Here is an 18,590-nt window from a genome sequence, read left to right on the forward strand (position 1 = left end):
AACTAATTGGTCAACTATTTATTGTAGTGTCTTCTTGATATGAAGAATTACGGTCATACTAGGAGTTGTACCAGCTTACTAAGATTAAACTCACCAAGCTTTACTTAATTAGAAAGGATGCTTAAATATGAAGTCTAAAATCAAAACGAAAATAAACCCAGCGCAAGAAACATTTATTCATATCGTGCATAGTAAGCGTATTAAGCCTCTCAAAAAACAGCCGGGTGTCAAATGTGTGGAAGCAGTAAAAACTATCGATAAAGCTTATCTGGCTGAGCTATCTGGTTGTGATGAATATGTGTCTATCGCTTTTTGTTATAAAAACTATAATGAAGAGACCAAGCCTCGTCTTAGTGAAAATGAAAGCTGTGCTGTGATTAGTGTGGCCAAAGCCAAAGAGCTATTAAATACCACAGAGTTGGCTGAAGAAGCATTGTCTGCTGTCAGTATTATTCTGTTTAGCGCTGTATCACAGACGTTTGGTGGCTTCTTAACGGATGGGGAAACCAGTAAGCGTTATGTACTATCAAAAGGCACAGAATATGCAGGCTTGTCCTCATTATCGCTATAGCATATAAGCAAGATTACGTTTCTATTAAGTATGAAAAAACGGCAGTATTATTATAATATTGCCGTTTTTTTGCTTTAATTTATAAATTTTTATATTGTTAATAATATCTCGTAAATCAGTAATCTAACCCCTTGGATGATGTTCAGCATGAAGTTTTTGCAATCTAGCCGTCGCCACATGGGTATATATCTGCGTCGTCGATAAATCACTATGTCCCAGCAATAACTGCACGCTCCGTAAATCCGCACCGTGATTGAGTAAATGGGTAGCAAAAGCATGACGTAAGGTATGCGGTGATAGGTCTTTATCAATACTGGCAACTTTGGCGTATTTCTTTAGCAGATACCAAAAGTTTTGCCGGGTCATATAGCCACCTTGGGCGGTCAAAAACACTGCTTGGCAATTTCCTGCTTTTAAATGGGCTATCAAATCACCACGTCCATGCGTCAAATAATCTTCAAGCGCATCTGATGCATATTCCCCTAAAGGCACTAAGCGGGTTTTATTGCCTTTCCCCGTGATTTGCAGCCAGCCTGAGTTTAGATTCACTTGTTCAAGAGACAAGTTAACCAACTCACTGACGCGCAAACCGCAAGCGTAAAGTACCTCTAACATGGCTTTATCACGTAGCCCTAGCGCAGTACTACTATCGGGCGCGGCAAGGAGATTATCAACGTCAGCTTCTGCCAAATCTTTTGGCAGTGGACGACCAAGTTTTGGGCTTTTAACACGCTCACAAGGATTGTCTTCACGTAGGTTGCTGGCAATCATCCACAGATAAAACTGACGCAAACTTGAAAGCATGCGCGCTTGCGTACGCGGCGTTTTGCCATCTTGAGTGAGAATAGACAGGCAGTGGAGCACGTCTTCGGGCTGCCAACGCGTTAATGCCGCGTGATTGGTTAATTCGCAGGAGCGCAAATCACGCACATAGGCGTTACGGGTACGTGTGGCCAAACCACGAGCCAGCATTGCTTGACGAAATTCGGTTATATAAGCCGGTTCATCATCTACGGCCAGCGCTTTTGGTTGGCGCTGCTGTACGGCACGGTCGCGGCTCATAAGACATACTCAGTAGTGGTATAAGAAAATCCGAGTTAATATAGACGATATTTTTTATTTTAAACTGATTATCAATTAATAAAATTTGGCAAAGTCATTTTTACCCTTTAAGTATTAACAGCTACCAAACACCATAGCGAGGTGACTTCCGCATTACGCGCTGCAAATAGTGGATCAGTATCGTCTTGGCTTCGACCGTGTTTAGGTTGGGTATCGAGACGGTATTTTACTTCTAAACCAGCATTAGCAAACCAGCCCAATAATTCATCGCGGCTGCGCAACTGCAAATGTTCTGCCAAATCTGACAGAATCAACCAGACCTCTCCTTGCTCAGCTAAATGTTGCTTTGCGCCTTGCAAAAACCCACGTAACATCGTGCTATTGGCATCATAGACGGCGAATTCTAAGGGCGAGGTTGGCTTGGCAGGCAACCAAGGTGGATTACAGACCAGCAAATTAGCCAATGGCGCATCAGTCGGATACAAGTCCGCTTGCTGCAATTGCACTGCAGGTAAATCTAAACGTGTAAGGTTGTCACTAGCGCAGGCTAATGCACGCGGATTTAAGTCCGTCGCAATCACTTGCTTCACACCGCGCTGCGCCAGAATAATAGCAAGCAAACCGGTTCCGGTACCGATATCAAAGGCGACATCATAAACGGCTGGCAACGGTGCATCGAGCAACAACTGTACATACTCATGACGAGTCGGTGCAAAGACGCCATAATGTGGGAAAATTGATAAACCCAAATTTTCGATTGCCACACCTTTTACGCGCCACCCTGTCGCACCTAAGGCACCTTGCAGGTCACGAAATGAAATTAGACATGACTCATTCAACTCACCAAAAGCAGCGGTACAAGCAGCACCGACATCAGGGGCGCGGCGTAACTGGCTGACATAACCGGCATCAAGCTCTAATAATAAACGGCTTAATAGGCGCGAACGCTGAGATTGGACTTGGCGTTGCTGATGAAAAAGATTAGGGATGTCTTTAGAGGATACTGAAGCCTCATCTGTAGATTTAGCGGACTTAGCGGATTTGTTGGTCGCTTTGTTAATTTTGCGCTGCTCAGAACGCTCATTCGCACGGTCAATGCGTCGAGTGATGGCTTGCAGCAGTTGCCTTGCATTATTAAAGTCACCGCGCCACAGCATTGACGTTCCAGCACAAGCCAAGCGATAAGCCTCATCGGCTGTCGTTTTGTCGTCGACCACAACAATACGTGCAGGCGGCACATGATTGCTTTGAGACAACCAGCGAGCCTGACGTAAGGTTTCATTTTCGTGCCATTGCACGTACTGTATTTCTGTTGCTAACACGCGACCTACCTTTCAGATATGAATGATGTATTTTTTATAACGCAAAGATATTTCTGCATTATATATTGCGCTAAGCGCTCTTTTTCTTGACTAAATAACGATAGGTTGGCGCATCGTTTAGCGTTTCTTGATGGACAAGGGTATGTCCCAAGTGCCGGCAGAAATTAGGAATGTCACGCGTAGTGGCAGGATCAGTGGCTAATATCTCAATCACATCGCCGCCATCCGCTTTACGAATCGTCTTATGTAGCATCATGACCGGCTCAGGACAAATCAGTCCTTGGGTATCTAGATGATGGTGAATAGTCGTGTCTAATATTGAAGTCGTCATATTTTGTTATATAAACCTAATAGATAAGTTTGGTAGCTGAATACTTGTTTTCTAATGATTTTATAAAGGCCTATTTTCTGCGTCAATAGCGATAATATCTTTATTGTTTTCAGTGCTGTTATTATTCTCAGGTAAGTCGGATAGGGCTAAGAAATTAAAGAAGCGCTTAAAGCTCACCTTAAATAAAAAAGCCACACCGAGCCACGATGCCAATCCTAACCAAGCCGTATCGGCAAATAACAGTCCGCCGATCAGGATAATACTTGAGACACCAATGGTCATGATAACCATCGAGGTTTGATTGAGACGATAGCGATAGATGATAAAGGCATTATATAGCGTCAATGGAATAGTCAGTGCCACCAAAGCATAAGGTAAGTTGTAGAATAGTTGATACAGGAGCTGATTGTCATGAAAAGCTTTGATACTAGCAATGGTGCCAAAAACCATAAAAGCGATAATAGCGGCATAAATGAGATAGACGGCTATTTGGTTGACACGTTGGGCGCCTTTGATACGCGCAATAGCAAGCGGTGCAAAACCATGTCGCGAGCTATTGTGCAAAGAATTGTGCAAAGAGTGGTCTGAGACAGAGGTCATAATAATCAGTCATTTATTCGTTTGGATTGAGGAGGTACAGTTAATTCACTTTTAAAAGGGTACAGAACTAATGGGGTTAATTATTCGCAGCCTCTGTCTGCGTAGGCACAGCAAGCAAGGAAAATTAACCCCAGTAGTGATTGATAACATTTGTATTTCTTTTATGTAGAACGGACTATATCAGGTATTGATGGGACATTAAAAAGAAAGCTAATGCTCAATTAATCTGCTTTGATGGCGTCGATGGCGATACTGCTATGAGGATCAGCAAAGTAGGTCGACATTAAAATACAGGCAGAGATATCATCAATCGGAGCGCGCTCATGTTTAATCCAGCCATTTTCCCATGCTATCTCACGCGCGGCGACCGATGTTAGGCGCTCATCGCATAGAGATACGATGACAGGTAAATGCTGCTCCATGATTCTATGTGCCAGACGACGGGCAAATTTATGTGCGCGTTTTGACAGCATAGAGCTGCTACCGTCCATATTTAACGGCAGTCCGACTACTACCTTTGCCACGCCCCAAACCTTGATAATACCGAGTAGATTATCCCAATCAGGTTGCCCATTATTCATCGCTAAAATATCAAAGGCACGCGCCGTTTCTGTCAAGCTATTACCGAGTGCCATGCCCATTTTTTTAACCCCATAATCTAAGGCTAAGATAAGGTGTGGCTTAATCGCTGGCTCAGCAACGCTAGTGTCAGTACTGTCTTTTATAAGAGTGCTATCTACCATAATAAGGGGTGTTTCCTATTTTTAGTTCTGTATTCGTTCAGCGTATGAAATTAAGCATGACCGATGTCACTGCTTAAATAATCAAAATTAACCCCAATCTTATCAGCGGCCATTTGCCACCGTTCCTCAAAAGGCGTATCAAACAATAAGTTTAAATCAGCAGGGCATACCAGCCAATCGCCGTTGGCAAGCTCACGATCGAGCTGTTTTTTACCCCAGCTGGCATGACCTAAACAGAGCTGATAATGACCAACGCCTTGACCGGCTGCAATACGTTTGAGGATATCTTGGCTGGTAGTGATGCAGACATTTTCTGAGATGGCAAATGAGGATGCCCATTCTGGCTGCCCTGTATGCAGTACAAAGCCAACCTCAGGGTACATAGGTCCACCTTCTAATGCCAGATCTTCCATCACCTGTGCGTTTGTAACCTCAATATCCAGATCTTCTAGCAGTTTTCCCACGCGTGCCTGCTCTAATGGACGATTGACCATCAGACCGAGGGCACCGTGTTTATCATGACGACAGATATAAATCAGCGCCTGCTCAAACCGTGGGTCTGACAGTTCAGGCGCCGCGATTAAAAAATGATGGGTCAAATTGGCTTTGGACATAGAGACAAATGCAACCTACTAATAAAGGTAAAATAACAGAGCTGACACCACTATATGGCGATAATGAATAAAAAATCAACTAAAGCAAGGATTTAGCCGTCAGAAGGTGTTTATGGTGGTCAATCAATGATCATTTAACATCGCTCAATAGACTGCGCGCATGGTCACGAGTGACATCGGTGATAATAACACCACCAGACATACGTGCCAGCTCATCTACTTGCGCACTCTCGGTTAAGATGACAAGCTCACTTTCAGTTTGCTCGTCATGGTGTTTTTGTACCAAGATATGCTGATGCGCTTGCGCAGCGACTTGGGCTTGGTGGGTAATGGCGAGTAATTGCTGCGTTTGCCCAAGGGCGCGCAACAGCTCACCCACCACTTGTGCCGTACCACCACTGATACCAACATCGACTTCGTCAAAGACTAGCATAGGTTTTGCCGCATTATTATCTGCATTGGTCGCTTGCAAGACCTGCATCACTAGCGCCATACGTGATAGCTCACCGCCTGAAGCGATTTTGTGTAGCGGCTGCATCGGCATACCGACGTTGGCGCTGAATAATAAGTCTATATCATAACAGCCTTGTCCATTATATTGGCTGACATCGGTCTTTTTGGTAAAAACGAATTCACAACGTGCATTAGGTAGGGCAAGCGGCTGTAGTTGCTTAATCAGCTGTTTACTGACAATCGGTGCAGCTTTTACGCGTTTTTTATTTAGCTCAGTTGCTAGTGCTACATACTCTTGCCATGCTTGCTCGATTTGCGCTGCCATTGCATCGCTGCTTGGCTCGTTTTCTAATTGTTCTAATTGCGCTTCCCAGCCTTTTGCTTCATGAATCAAGTCGCTCGCTGGCAAGTTATGCTTACGTGATAGGCGATGACCTAAGCTGATTAAACTGTCTAATGACTGCAAACGCTCAGGATCAGGTAATTGCTGCTCAGCATAATCTGACAATAAGCCAGTCACTTCAGTGATTTGCTGCTGCGCCAAATGCAGCTGTTCTGAAGCTTGCTCAAAGGTTTGGCTCACGCTCATTTGATTATCGCACAGCTTAATCGCTTGGCCGAGTAAGGTCATTACATCGGGCTCATCGGTATCATTATCAAGCAGATGCAAGCCATGACTGGCCTCGATCATGAGTGCTTCAAGATTAGACAGCTCTTCATGTTCCGCTTCTACTTCTGCATAATCAACGACTAATAATGGTGCGATATCTGCTAGCTGGCTTTGCAACAGTTGAATACGATCTTGGCGCTGCGCTTCACGACTAGCGAGATCGTCAGCGCGGCGTTTAAGTTGCTGATAAGCTTGATAGCTACTTGTGGTTTGCGTAGCAATAGAGGTTATCTGCGCCATTTCATCTAGCCATTGCACCACAAACTGAGGTTTTAACAGTGCTTGCTGGGCATGCTGGCTATGAATATTAACCAGTAATGCACCCAAACTTTTCAGCTCAGCCAAACTAACGGGCGCGCCATTCAACCACGCTTTTGAGCGTCCCGTATTGCTAAGCTGGCGGCGAATCAATACTTCTGGCTCTTCTAAGCCTCGCTCATTTTTGGCAAACCACTGAGCAATGACAGGATTATTTTCTACATCAAATTGCGCGTAGATATCGGCATGGGCGGCGCCATGCCGGACCATCGCACTGTCTGCGCGCTCGCCGACACATAAAGACAGCGCGTCAAGCAATAGTGATTTGCCAGCCCCTGTCTCACCGGTAATGACATTGAAGCCTTCAGCCACACTCAGCTCATGCTGAGCGATCAACGCAAACTGATGTAAAGTTAATGATACTAGCATCAACGCCTCTCATGACAGACAACAACCCTCAAATACGATGTCATATCATACGAGGAGGTCATCTTTACAATAGGTTAAATAAAGGAATGAATCGGTTCGGTTCAGACTGCTACATAGATAAATACAATTGGCAAATAGTATGGTGGTAAATACCCTTAAATACAAATATTAAAGGTAATCAATAACATCAAGCCAAGCTGTCATAATAAGCTGAACTTTCGTGCCGCTGTAACAAATTTTATAGATATAATGTGGTAGCATAATCTCACATAATGATAAACTCTTATCACCGTATTTTTATCCATTCTACTACAGAGCCGTGAGCTTATAGAATATGATATAAATCTGTATGTCATTAAGTATCAGTAATAAATGGTTATTTTTAAACCTATAAGATAAATCAATTCTATAATCAGCGCACAGCAAAGTAAAAATGATTTAGAGTCGATGGTAAAAGGTAGATATAACAACGCTTATCTAAGCATTTGCTTATCTACACATTCAATTTGGTTTTTTAGTTGGCAATAATTATTTGATAAGGAAGCCACTATGACAGCGGCGCAATTTACTAATGTAACAGTCAATGCTCAAGCCACGATATCCTATGATGGTCGTTGCTCAAGCCATACCATTATGTTTGAGGACGGTCGTCATAAAACATTAGGTGTTATCTTGCCTTGTGATAATTTGGTCGAGCATTATCACTTTAGTACCAATACATCTGAACGTATTGAAATCACTAGCGGTGAGTGTGAAGTCAAAATAAATGGGGAAGAGGAGTTCAGCTACTACCGCGCAGGACAGTCATTCGTGGTTGAAGGTAATAGTGGTTTCAATTTACGCACAGAAGAGATTGTCCAGTATATCTGCCACTTAGAAGGCTAATATGCTTCAAAGTGCGCTTAGATAATTGATAACGCCAAAAAGCCAATGATTCCAAAGAAATAAATCTTATCAGGTTTATTTCTTTTTTTTGCTGACATTATTTAGATGAAGCTGGTCATTAATTGCTACAATTACACATCTCTATTTTTATTGCATGTTTTTTATAACACTGTGCAATACCCACTTTATAATCAATAGGCCTATTATGGCAAAACCTACCTATTTTTATGGCATTCATGCCATTGATGCTTTGCTCGAATACCGTCCTCTTGATGGACTGAGCTTATTTGTACAGCAAGGGCGCGAGACTGACAGTCATGTACAGGCTATTATGGCGCAAGCACGTGATAATGGCATCAGTATTCAACCAACGCAAAAAGACAAACTTACTCAGCTGTGTGGTAGCCCGCAACATCAAGGCGTAGTGCTGAACGCCCGTCCATTAGGCTTCGCTGATGAAGGTTTGCTAGATACGCTTGCTGGTCGAGATGATTGTTTGTTACTGGTACTAGACCAAATTACGGACGCCCATAATTTTGGCGCTTGTTTGCGTACAGCAGTAGCCATGGGTGTCGATGCAGTCATTTGTCCGAAACATCATGCAGCTAGCTTGACGCCAACGGTTGCTAAAGTATCTGTCGGTGCAGCTGAAATGATGCCTATTGTTAGCGTGACCAATCTAGCACGCACGCTGACAAAAATTAAAAATGCCGGCGTTTTTGTGTTTGGTACCGCTCTTAATGCCGATGCCAAACCAATCCATGCTGCAGATCTGACTGGTAAGACGGCTATTATCATGGGTTCAGAAGGTGAGGGGATGCGTCGCCTGACAACAGAAAGCTGCGATGAGCTGGTTTATATTCCGATGTCAGGCAACGAGCATGGCAACTTACAAAGCTTAAATGTCAGTGTGGCGACAGGTATGGCTTTGTATGAGATTAATCGGCAGCGAACTTTAGCTGCTGGGCAAGTTTAAGATAGTCTTGATGGAGCGGCTCTAATTGTACATATAGCGCCGCAAGATCACTCTCATTTAATACCACATCATCCGCATGACGATTGCGCTCTTCACGGCTTAGCTGATTGACCATAATGGCTTTAATTTTTTGCACACTTAGCGCATCACGTTGACTGGCTCGTGCAAGTTGGGTATTTTCTGTGGCATCCATCACCAAAATACGTTGACATAAATTGGCAAGCCCAGCTTCTGCCGCTTCAATCAATAACGGCGCTGACAACACCACATACGGCGAGGTACTCTCTGCCAATTGCTTTTTTGCAGCTTCGCGTATCGCGGGATGGGTAATCGCTTCAAGCTCAATTAGGGCATCAGGGTAAGTAAACACATGGGTCCGTACAGCGGCGCGATCCATATCACCATTGGCGTTTAGCACCCAATCACCAAATTTCCTCTGGATTTTGCGCAACGTTGAGCTGCCTTTGACCACTACTTGATGTGCAATGACATCTGCATCAATAATATCGATTCCCTGCTGTGCGAACCAGTCGCTGGCGGCTGATTTGCCACTGCCGATACCACCCGTTAAACCCACTACCAATATTTTACTTTTATGCTCAGGCGTTTGCGGCTGATGCGAATAAGGTGAAGGTGCTGCTGCGTATTTTGACATAATGATGACTTATCTGACTGATAGAAGGATAATGACTGTAATCAATGAAAGGTTAAACATAACTATCGGGAAATGGCTATTGCTTAAGTATACATACCTAAATACCAATTAACGATATCTGAGCCGTATAACAATGCCACAATACCGGCAATAGCAATATAAGGACCAAAGGCAAAAGGCTTGCTCTCACCTTGTTTTTTCATCAAGATAAGCCCAACGATAGAGCCTAGCAATGATGATAATAAAATAATCAAGGGTAACATCATAGGTCCAAGCCACGCACCCAGTACTGCCAATAATTTAAAGTCGCCTTGTCCCATGCCATGCTTTTTGGTGATTAAATAAAATATCTTGACCACTACCCATAACGATAAAAATCCCAATAACAAGCCCCATATCGACTGAGTAGGGGGCACAAACCAACCTTGTGAATTGACCGCCAATCCTAGCCCTGCTAATGGAAAAGTTAAGCGGTCAGGCAATAACTGTGTATCAAAGTCGATACCAGTTAAGGCGATCAGTGTCCAGACTAAAACTAATGCCGATAGCCCTACCATGCCAACGCCAAAATGATAAATGACTAGTACAGATAGCAGAGCAGTGACTAGCTCAACGATAGGATATCGAAGCCCGATAGCCGCTTTGCAATCTGAGCAACGTCCGCGTAGTAATATCCAGCTGATTAAAGGTATGTTTTCACACCACTTAATTTTGTGGGCACAGTGCGGGCAGCGCGATGCTGGTTTACTTAAGGTAATAGGTGTATCAGTGGCAACAATATTAACTAGTGGCATCGTATGCTCACGCGGCATATCTGCTTGCTCATACATAAACTGGCTACACTCTTGTCGCCAAGCCGATACCATCATCAGCGGAGTGCGATGAATTACCACGTTTAAGAAGCTACCGACGCACAGCCCTAGTAGACCAAATACGACTAAAGCGATTGTCATGTTCTCTTGTAATAACTGTATAAATTGCATGAACGAACTACCCTTTAATTAGCTTTTAGCCTACCACTGAGCCCATCTGGAAGATTGGCAAGTACATGGCAATGACCAAGCCACCGACTAATACGCCAAGTACCGCCATAATAAGCGGCTCCATCAAGCTGGTCAAACCATCAACAGCGTTATCAACTTCGTTTTCATAATAGACTGCTACTTTATCGAGCATCTCTTCTAAGCTACCAGATTCTTCGCCGATACCTACCATTTGAATAGCAAGACTTGGAAATAAATTGGTTGAACGTATCGAGAACTGTAATTGTTGTCCCGTAGAGACGTCATTTTTGATTTGTTGAATAGCGTTATAAAATACGACATTATTTGCTGCACCGGCAGTAGAGTCTAGCGCATCAATAAGCGGTACGCCGGCAGCAAAAGTCGTGGACAGCGTACGAGCAAAACGCGCAATCACTGCTTGGTAAGCGATATTGCCAAATATTGGGGCTTTTAATACCGCACGGTCTAGGACATCACGAAATTTCTTTGAACGCTTCTTAGCTTCTGAAAAGCCAATAATTGCGCCACCAATAAATACAATTAAGATGAACCACCATGCTTGCATCCACTCAGACATACCTACGACCATTTGGGTAAAAGCAGGTAATTCTGCACCAAAAGAGCCAAATAAATCAGCAAACACTGGAACGACTTTAACAAGCAGAATAATGGTGACAATAATAGCAACTACAACGACCGCGATAGGATATTTCATGGCTTTTTTAATCTTAGCTTTTAACAGCTCGCTTTTCTCTTTATAAGTCGCAACTCGCTCTAGCATGGTTTCTAACGCACCTGACTGCTCGCCAGAATCAACAAGCGAGCAAAAAAGATCGTCAAAATAGCGGGGATGGCGACGTAATGCCGATGCAAAAGTACCACCAGCTTCGATATCGGCTTTAATTTGTAACACCAAGTCTTTCATACTCGGATTATCTAGAGAGTCCGCGACAATCTCAAAGGATTGAGTCAATGGCACCCCAGCTTTCATCATGGTTGCCAATTGACGTGCAAAAATAGCAATATCGATAGGCTTGATAGACTTTTTAAAGGTGTATAAGGGTTTTGGCTTTTTCTTGATACCTTTAACCGTAATACCTTGTTTGCGCAACGTGGCTTTGGCAAGCTCTAAGCTACGACTGGTCGTCTCACCTTTTACCTTTTGCCCGCGACGGTTGACGCCATCATATACAAAGTCTAACAGCATGTCGGTCTTAGCTTTTGCCATGTCCGTTCCTTGAAAAAATGGTCTGATATAGTCCAATATAGATAATGCCTGCTATAAAACGTAGTTAACCCATTGTTTTAAGCGGATATACTTTATTTTAGCGCAAAAAACCAGTGTTTATCTGTTTTATTTTTCCTACTGGCTATTATTGTTTAATAGTAATTAAACAACAAGTTTTACGGACATAATGAAATTTACTCAGAGCAATATCTGTACCAAACTTTTCAGCCAAATATGCTATTCAGAAGTTACGCGCATCATTTCTTGAATACTGGTGACACCTTGTAAAACCTTTAAAACACCAGAGCGACGTAAGTCTCTAAAACCGTTTTTTAGCGCCGCATCTTTGATGTCTATCGCGTTACCATCTTCCATGATAATACGTGAAATATCTGGAGTGACTTTCATCACCTCATAAATGCCCACACGTCCTTTGTAGCCTTCACGGCACTCATTACAACCGACTGGTTCGTAGATGACATTGTCTGTATTGTCCAAATCTGCATCTGTAAAACCAAGCTCAAGCAGACTTTGACGTGGGATACTAATGGGTTTTTTACAGTTTTTACATAAGCGTCGTGCCAATCGTTGGGCAATGACCAAGTTCACGGAAGTGGCAATATTAAAGGAAGCGACACCCATATTGCGTAGTCGCGTCAATGTTTCGGGCGCTGAATTGGTATGTAAGGTTGAAAGTACCATGTGCCCTGTCTGTGCTGCTTTAATCGCAATTTCAGCGGTTTCAAGATCACGAATTTCACCAACCATCACAATATCAGGGTCTTGGCGTAAAAAAGACTTCAGAGCGGTGGAGAAAGTCAGTCCCACTTTTGGATTGACGTTGACCTGATTAATACCTTCAAGGTTAATTTCGACAGGATCTTCAGCAGTCGAAATATTGGTCGAACCAGTGTTCAAGATATTAATACCAGTATAGAGTGAGACGGTTTTACCAGAACCAGTGGGACCGGTAATTAAGAGCATGCCTTGCGGTTTATGTAACGCCTCCAAGAACATATCTTGTTGGTCGGGCTCATAGCCCAACGCTTCAATACCAAGCATGGCTGATGAGGGATCTAGAATACGCAAAACCAGTTTTTCACCAAACAAGGTAGGTAGGCAGCTTACCCGAAAGTCGATGGCCTTATCTTTAGATATCTTAAGCTTAATACGACCATCTTGTGGCACCCGGCGCTCTGAGATATCCATTTGTGACATCACTTTTAAACGCGCAGCAATTTTCCCCGCGAGTTGTACGGGCGGGTTGGCCATTTTTTGCATCACACCGTCGACTCGAAAGCGCACTCGATAGCTTTTTTCATAGGGCTCAAAATGTAAGTCGGACGCCCCCATACGAATGGCATCTACTAGCATTTTATTAACAAACTTGACGACCGGTGCTTCCTCGACGCTATCAGAGATTTTGGTCTCGCCATCATCTTCTTCTTGACTCTCATCAAAGCCAATATGCAAATCACTATTAGAAAAGCTATCAAAATTTTGCATGCTATCAGCATAGAAGCTTTCAATACGCCTTTTAAGCTTATCTTCTTCGACTACAACGGTTTCAATTGACAAGCGAGAGTTAAAGGCAATCGCATCAATCGCATCGATACGGGTCGGATCGCTCAGTGCCACAAATAAGCGCTGCCCACGCTTAAACATCGGTAAGGCATTAAACTTACGGACGATTTTTTCGTCGACCAAGTCTTTTGGGATGACCTCTGAGCTGAGCGCATCGAGATCAAATAAAGGATCGCCGAATGCTTGCGATAGCATTTGAGCCAATTGATAGGCATTGGCAAGCTTATGCTCTACCAGATAAGAGACCAGTCCTACTTGCTGCTGCTGCGAATCAGTCTGCGCCGCTTTCATATGCGCTTCGCTTACGATACCTTCGCTAATCAGCTGCTGTGCTAAGCCACCGTATTTACTGGTTGTGATAGACATTAAGACTTCTCCTTGCTCGACATCTGGTAGGCGATATATTTACCTAAATAGCAGGCTATTCACCATGTTTTACTTATTGCCATTTTATCGTTGATAGTTGAGCTAATTATTAAAATAGTTATTTTAAATACGGGTTTGAGATAAAAAAATCGATTGTCTGCACTTTATCCTATATTGAGAAAATCATATAGGGATTTGCGTGAGCGCAAAGGTTTTATAGAGTGTAAGGCTCGATTGGCTCATCAAAAATAATTATTTAGCAATAGTTACTAAAGCAACGGTTGAAAGGTCAGTTTTGATTTGGGGCGCACTATACTATAGCACTTGTGAAATATTTGTTATACTTGCGCGCATATTAGCCATATTGGCAGCCATATATAAGACAAGGTAGAGAAGAATGCAAGCTTGGGTAATTGGAAATTGGAAGCAGAATCCAGCAACGAGCCATGACGTAAACGCACTACTGGACGACTTATGCGCTGCTATTAGTACAACCAAGCAAATGAGCCACGATAACTCCGCGCGTTGTCAAATAATGGTAGCACCAAGCTTGATACATTTAGCAGCAGTGAATGGTCGCCTAAAAGACACCTCAATACTGTGTGCAGCTCAAGACGTTAGTGGGCATAGTGCCAGTGTTGGTGCCTATACAGGTGAATGTTCAGCGCAGCAGATAGTCGATGCTGGAGCGACTTGGACAATCCTTGGTCACTCAGAGCGCCGTCAGTATCATCAAGAATCTAACGATGCTTTATTGCAAAAAATGATTCACGCATTGTCACAAGATTTAGGCGTGGTATTTTGCATTGGTGAAAGCCAAGCGCAATATGATACTAAGCAAACTCTTAAAGTCATTGATAATCAGTTAGCGGTTATCAAAGAATTCATTGCACAGCAGCCAGAACTTATTGAGGCATTACCGACTCGTCTCATTATTGCTTATGAGCCAGTATGGGCAATAGGTACAGGTAAAGTGCCAACAGTAGCAGAAGTCAGCGCCACTCATAAGCATATCAAGCGAACGTTGGCAGGATTTGCCGACTCATTGTCTAACATGACGGTTTTGTATGGCGGTAGTGTCAATGCTGATAATGCCAATAGCTTTGCTGCTGATCCTATGATTGATGGCGCTTTAGTTGGCGGTGCTTCATTGAAAGCTGACAGCTTTCTGACGATTGCCACCGCTTTTAGCCAAGCCAGTATCTAGTAGATTCTTGATAGATATGATAGAAACGTGAGTCTTTATCGTAATTGTTATTCACAAAATGTCTTTATCAGTTGGCAAAAGTGGGTTTAACAGTGCCCTTGCAATCGTGTACAATACGCCCTATTTATATCATCGATATGGCAACATTTACCGCCAATCTTTATCACTATTACACCATACGATTTGTTTTTCGTTATCAGTCGTCATTACGCGGCAAAAGAGGCCACCATGTTTACGTTTATATTAGCCCTGCATATTATCGTGGCGATTGCCATGATTGGCTTGATTTTGATACAGCATGGTAAAGGGGCAGATGCAGGGGCTTCTTTTGGTGCCGGCTCATCAGGTACAGTATTTGGTGCAGCGGGCACTGCCAACTTCTTAACACGCGCGACAGCCGTATTGACCGCCATCTTTTTTATCACGAGTATGACCCTTGCGGTCCATGCTCGTAAGCAGGCAGAAGATCAGTTTCGTCTAGATGCACCGGTTTCAGCACCACAAACACCGCGGCCTTTGACACAAAATCCTCAGTAGCTGCTGTTACTCTACTTTTTTAAGTAGGCAGCCCTTGCTATTTGAAAGCGTTACATTTACAATGCTTTTTCTGTTTTTACAAGTCTTAGACCTTTGATGCTTACCTTACGCGTCAACTATAATGGGTATTGAGAATATAGAGAGAACAGTTAGAGTAATGCGATTGTGGTGGAATTGGTAGACACGCCATCTTGAGGGGGTGGTGGCGCAAGCTGTGGGGGTTCAAGTCCCCCCAATCGCACCAAGTTTTAAAGTTGTATCGTATTAAGTGAGTCGTTCATAAATAGCTAAGATTTTTAATTTAAATTATTTTTAAATAAAGATTGACACTACTATAAAACCTCCCTATAATACGCGTTCTAGATTGATGCGGGGTGGAGCAGTCTGGTAGCTCGTCGGGCTCATAACCCGAAGGTCGTTGGTTCAAATCCAGCCCCCGCTACCACTTTTTATACTGATGTTTTGCACACTAAATTTGTCAGTAACAATTAGCCCACCATTATGCTTGTGGGTTTTTTTGTATCTGGCGGTCTGTGTAATCGCGATATCTATCCTACTTATGCTAAGCTCTATGTCTATAGAGTGCGATACCATTTATAGAAGCTTGTCATCACATGTCATTCATGGCGCGATGATACTTAAGCACACTATCTTTTATTCCTCACTCTTTTATCGATAGTACTGCTTTATAAGTAATAAAAGCATAGCGCGGCTGAGCTTGATATTTGTTAAGCTTACCCTGATATAAATACCCGGTAGATATCATTTGTGTTTATGCTTTAAGCATAAGACAAGCACTGTGGTTTAAATAACGATAGGTTCTTATTAAATAATGGTGAAGAAAAACTTCAGCAGGATTTATTAAGTAAGATAGATAAGTGAATAGGAAAATATAAATAGATTATGAAGCTTTCGACCAAAGTTACAGAATTGACTAATATCATTGCCCCTGCCGTCGCGGCTTGCGATGTGGCACTATGGGGTATCGAGTTTGCACCGCAAGGTAATCGCTCTTTGTTACGCATTTATATTGAGGCATTGCCAGAAGAGCAAGCTCAAAATAAACAAGTAACGATTGAAAACTGTGCAGCAGTGAATCACCAAGTGAGCGGTATTCTTGAAGTTCATGACCCGATTTCCGGTGAGTTTATTTTAGAAGTCTCTTCACCTGGTTTTGACCGTGCGTTCTTTTCAGATGAGCAAATGCATGCTTATGTCGGTCAGACAGTGAGCTTGCGTTTGATACAAGCGATTGGTGAAGGTGATAAAAAACGCCGTAAAGCAACTGGTACTTTAAACAGTATCGATGCCACCTCTTTAAAGCTGACTGCCACTGATGGTGATCAGTTTGAGATTGCATTGAGCAATATTGATAAAGCCAATTTAATTTATGAAGATGCTTAATCTATTCGCTATTAGACCTTTTAGTGTATAAACGCAGTTAGTCTAATAGCTTAGATGACTGATGGTGAAAATATAGAGTAAGTCAAAAATTATAAAATTTAAGTCAATTAAAAAATGATAGGACAGGCATAGTATGAGTCGTGAAATCTTAACGGTAGTAGAAACTGTCAGTAACGAGAAGGGCTTAAATCCTGAAGATATCTTTGAAGCAATCGAAGATGCTTTGGTCGTCTCGACTAAGAAAAAAGTATATACCGATCAGCCGGAAGTAGAAGTGCGGGTCTCAATTGACCGTACAACAGGCGATTATGATACTTATCGTTATTGGACAGTGGTTGCAGATGAAGACCATGAAATGCCTGCTTGTCAGCTTGCGATTACTGACCTTGATCAAGAAGAATGGTCAATCGGTGATATTAAAGAAGAGCAAATTGAGTCAATCGAGTTTGGTCGTATTGCTGCCACTCAAGCCAAACAAGTTATCATCCAAAAGATTCGTGAAGCTGAGCGTAATTTAGTAGCAGATGCTTTTGAGCCACGTGTTGGCGAGATGATGTATGGCGAAGTCAAAAAACAAACCCGTGATGGTTACATCATTGACTTAGGTGATAATGCTGAGGGTTATCTGTCACGTGATCAGATGCTACCACGTGAGCAATTGCGCGCAAAATCGCGTATCAATGCCATCTTATATCATGTAAACCGTGAAAACCGTGGCGCTCAGTTGCTTCTATCACGTACTCATCCTGAAATGCTCTCGGCATTGATGCAAAAAGAAGTGCCTGAGATTGCAGAACAAATTATCGAAATTCGTAACGTCGCGCGCTTACCGGGTACTCGTGCTAAAATAGCGGTGAAAACCAATGATCATCGTATCGATCCGGTTGGTGCTTGTATTGGTATGCGTGGTACACGTATCCAAGCAGTACAGCAAGAGCTTGATGGCGAGCGTATTGATGTAGTGGTTTGGTCAGATGATCCTGCCCAATTTATCATCAGCGCTTTAGAGCCTGCAGACGTAAGCAGTATCATCTTAGATGAAGATACGCAAACGGCTGATATTATCTTTAGTACCAATGATCAGCTAGCACGTGCGATTGGCTCACAAGGTCAAAACGTACGCTTAGCTTCTGAGCTGACCGGCTATAAGCTAAATATGATGCTAGAAGAAGAGTATCAGCAGCGTCAAGCAAACGAATCTAAAGCATTCATCGAACTATTCTATGAACGCCTAGAAGTGGATAAAGACTTAGCACAAGCGCTTGTCGATATTGGTTTTACCAGTATTGAAGAAGTGGCTTATGTACCTGTCGAAACCTTCTACGATATTGAAGGATTAGATGATGAAGCGATTGATATGATCCAAGAGCGTGCGAAAGAAGTCGTTATCGCAGACGAATTGGTCAAACAACAGAACATGAAAGAGCCAAGTCAGGAACTACAAGATCTTGAAGGAATGACGGTCAGCTGGGCTTATAAAATGGCTCAAAAGGACATCATTACGGTTGATGACTTAGCAGAACAAGCCGTTTTCGACTTAGAAGATATCGAAGACTTAGATACTGAAACCGCAGGAAAACTCATCATGAAAGCTCGGGAATCTTGGTTCAATGAATAAGCGGTAACTGCATATCGCTGTCTTTTGGTGATATGCTATCGATAATAAAGTGCTGGTATGAGCAAAATTTATA

18 protein-coding genes and 2 tRNA genes are annotated in these 18,590 nt (G+C 42.9%); 9 read left to right on the forward strand and 11 right to left on the reverse strand.

What is annotated here, in order from left to right; all coding sequences use genetic code 11:
• The first annotated feature begins 127 nt into the window (after positions 1-127).
• Positions 128-571, forward strand: coding sequence for a hypothetical protein (locus JMX89_RS00280; protein WP_011512431.1), 444 nt, complete (start codon positions 128-130; stop codon positions 569-571).
• 123 nt (positions 572-694) lie between these two features.
• On the opposite strand, the gene xerD is transcribed toward JMX89_RS00280, so the two are convergent.
• The 7 genes from xerD to recN form a co-directional block, all read right to left on the reverse strand.
• Entirely contained in the window at positions 695-1,633 is a 939-nt protein-coding gene (gene xerD / locus JMX89_RS00285; RefSeq protein ID WP_201530594.1) for a site-specific tyrosine recombinase XerD, read from the reverse strand.
• Positions 1,634-1,740: 107 nt separating this feature from the next.
• Positions 1,741-2,955, reverse strand: coding sequence for a methyltransferase (locus tag JMX89_RS00290; RefSeq protein ID WP_201530593.1), 1,215 nt, complete (start codon positions 2,953-2,955; stop codon positions 1,741-1,743).
• Positions 2,956-3,025: 70 nt separating this feature from the next.
• Positions 3,026-3,286 carry a sulfurtransferase TusA gene (gene tusA / locus JMX89_RS00295; protein ID WP_020442453.1) on the reverse strand — a complete coding sequence of 87 codons (261 nt, stop codon included), beginning with the start codon at positions 3,284-3,286 and terminating at the stop codon, positions 3,026-3,028.
• A 60-nt stretch (positions 3,287-3,346) separates the two neighbouring features.
• Positions 3,347-3,886 (reverse strand): hypothetical protein, encoded by a 540-nt coding sequence (locus JMX89_RS00300; protein ID WP_201530592.1) that lies wholly within the window; start codon positions 3,884-3,886, stop codon positions 3,347-3,349.
• Positions 3,887-4,107: 221 nt separating this feature from the next.
• The gene (gene ruvX / locus JMX89_RS00305; protein ID WP_020442455.1) at positions 4,108-4,629 is read right to left on the reverse strand and encodes a Holliday junction resolvase RuvX; all 522 of its coding nucleotides are present in this window, start codon (positions 4,627-4,629) and stop codon (positions 4,108-4,110) included.
• A gap of 50 nt (positions 4,630-4,679) precedes the next feature.
• The gene (locus JMX89_RS00310) at positions 4,680-5,243 is read right to left on the reverse strand and encodes a YqgE/AlgH family protein (RefSeq protein WP_201530591.1); all 564 of its coding nucleotides are present in this window, start codon (positions 5,241-5,243) and stop codon (positions 4,680-4,682) included.
• A gap of 130 nt (positions 5,244-5,373) precedes the next feature.
• Positions 5,374-7,053: a DNA repair protein RecN gene (gene recN / locus JMX89_RS00315; RefSeq protein ID WP_201550442.1), complete on the reverse strand. Its 1,680-nt coding sequence runs from the start codon at positions 7,051-7,053 to the stop codon at positions 5,374-5,376.
• 549 nt (positions 7,054-7,602) lie between these two features.
• Between recN and JMX89_RS00320 the strand changes: the two genes are divergently transcribed.
• A complete protein-coding gene (locus JMX89_RS00320) occupies positions 7,603-7,938 on the forward strand; it encodes a pyrimidine/purine nucleoside phosphorylase (RefSeq protein WP_201530589.1) in 336 nt (111 codons plus the stop codon).
• A 205-nt stretch (positions 7,939-8,143) separates the two neighbouring features.
• Complete coding sequence (gene rlmB, locus JMX89_RS00325; RefSeq protein WP_201530588.1) at positions 8,144-8,914, forward strand: 23S rRNA (guanosine(2251)-2'-O)-methyltransferase RlmB; 771 nt, start codon at positions 8,144-8,146, stop codon at positions 8,912-8,914.
• Here the strand turns inward: rlmB and coaE are convergent.
• The 4 genes from coaE to pilB form a co-directional block, all read right to left on the reverse strand.
• Positions 8,877-9,569: a dephospho-CoA kinase gene (coaE, locus tag JMX89_RS00330; protein WP_201530587.1), complete on the reverse strand. Its 693-nt coding sequence runs from the start codon at positions 9,567-9,569 to the stop codon at positions 8,877-8,879. The two genes, rlmB and coaE, sit on opposite strands and share 38 nt — an antisense overlap.
• A gap of 83 nt (positions 9,570-9,652) precedes the next feature.
• A complete protein-coding gene (locus JMX89_RS00335) occupies positions 9,653-10,552 on the reverse strand; it encodes a prepilin peptidase (protein ID WP_201530586.1) in 900 nt (299 codons plus the stop codon).
• 25 nt (positions 10,553-10,577) lie between these two features.
• Complete coding sequence (locus tag JMX89_RS00340) at positions 10,578-11,801, reverse strand: type II secretion system F family protein (RefSeq protein WP_181209343.1); 1,224 nt, start codon at positions 11,799-11,801, stop codon at positions 10,578-10,580.
• A gap of 237 nt (positions 11,802-12,038) precedes the next feature.
• Positions 12,039-13,751: a type IV-A pilus assembly ATPase PilB gene (gene pilB, locus JMX89_RS00345; RefSeq protein WP_133103978.1), complete on the reverse strand. Its 1,713-nt coding sequence runs from the start codon at positions 13,749-13,751 to the stop codon at positions 12,039-12,041.
• 397 nt (positions 13,752-14,148) lie between these two features.
• Between pilB and tpiA the strand changes: the two genes are divergently transcribed.
• The 6 genes from tpiA (at position 14,149) to nusA (ending at position 18,517) form a co-directional block, all read left to right on the forward strand.
• The gene (gene tpiA / locus JMX89_RS00350) at positions 14,149-14,958 is read left to right on the forward strand and encodes a triose-phosphate isomerase (RefSeq protein WP_201530585.1); all 810 of its coding nucleotides are present in this window, start codon (positions 14,149-14,151) and stop codon (positions 14,956-14,958) included.
• Between the two features lie 228 nt (positions 14,959-15,186).
• Positions 15,187-15,495 (forward strand): preprotein translocase subunit SecG, encoded by a 309-nt coding sequence (gene secG / locus JMX89_RS00355; RefSeq protein WP_011512446.1) that lies wholly within the window; start codon positions 15,187-15,189, stop codon positions 15,493-15,495.
• Positions 15,496-15,654: 159 nt separating this feature from the next.
• Positions 15,655-15,739: transfer RNA gene (locus JMX89_RS00360), tRNA-Leu, on the forward strand.
• 124 nt (positions 15,740-15,863) lie between these two features.
• A tRNA-Met gene (locus JMX89_RS00365) sits at positions 15,864-15,940 on the forward strand.
• Between the two features lie 458 nt (positions 15,941-16,398).
• Positions 16,399-16,899, forward strand: a complete 501-nt coding sequence (rimP, locus tag JMX89_RS00370; RefSeq protein WP_201530584.1) for a ribosome maturation factor RimP — start codon at positions 16,399-16,401, stop codon at positions 16,897-16,899.
• A 133-nt stretch (positions 16,900-17,032) separates the two neighbouring features.
• On the forward strand, positions 17,033-18,517 hold the full coding sequence (gene nusA / locus JMX89_RS00375; RefSeq protein WP_011512448.1) for a transcription termination factor NusA: 1,485 nt from the start codon (positions 17,033-17,035) through the stop codon (positions 18,515-18,517).
• The last annotated feature ends 73 nt before the right edge of the window (positions 18,518-18,590 follow it).

It is taken from the genome of Psychrobacter sp. DD43 (assembly GCF_904846555.1).
GTDB lineage: Bacteria > Pseudomonadota > Gammaproteobacteria > Pseudomonadales > Moraxellaceae > Psychrobacter > Psychrobacter cryohalolentis.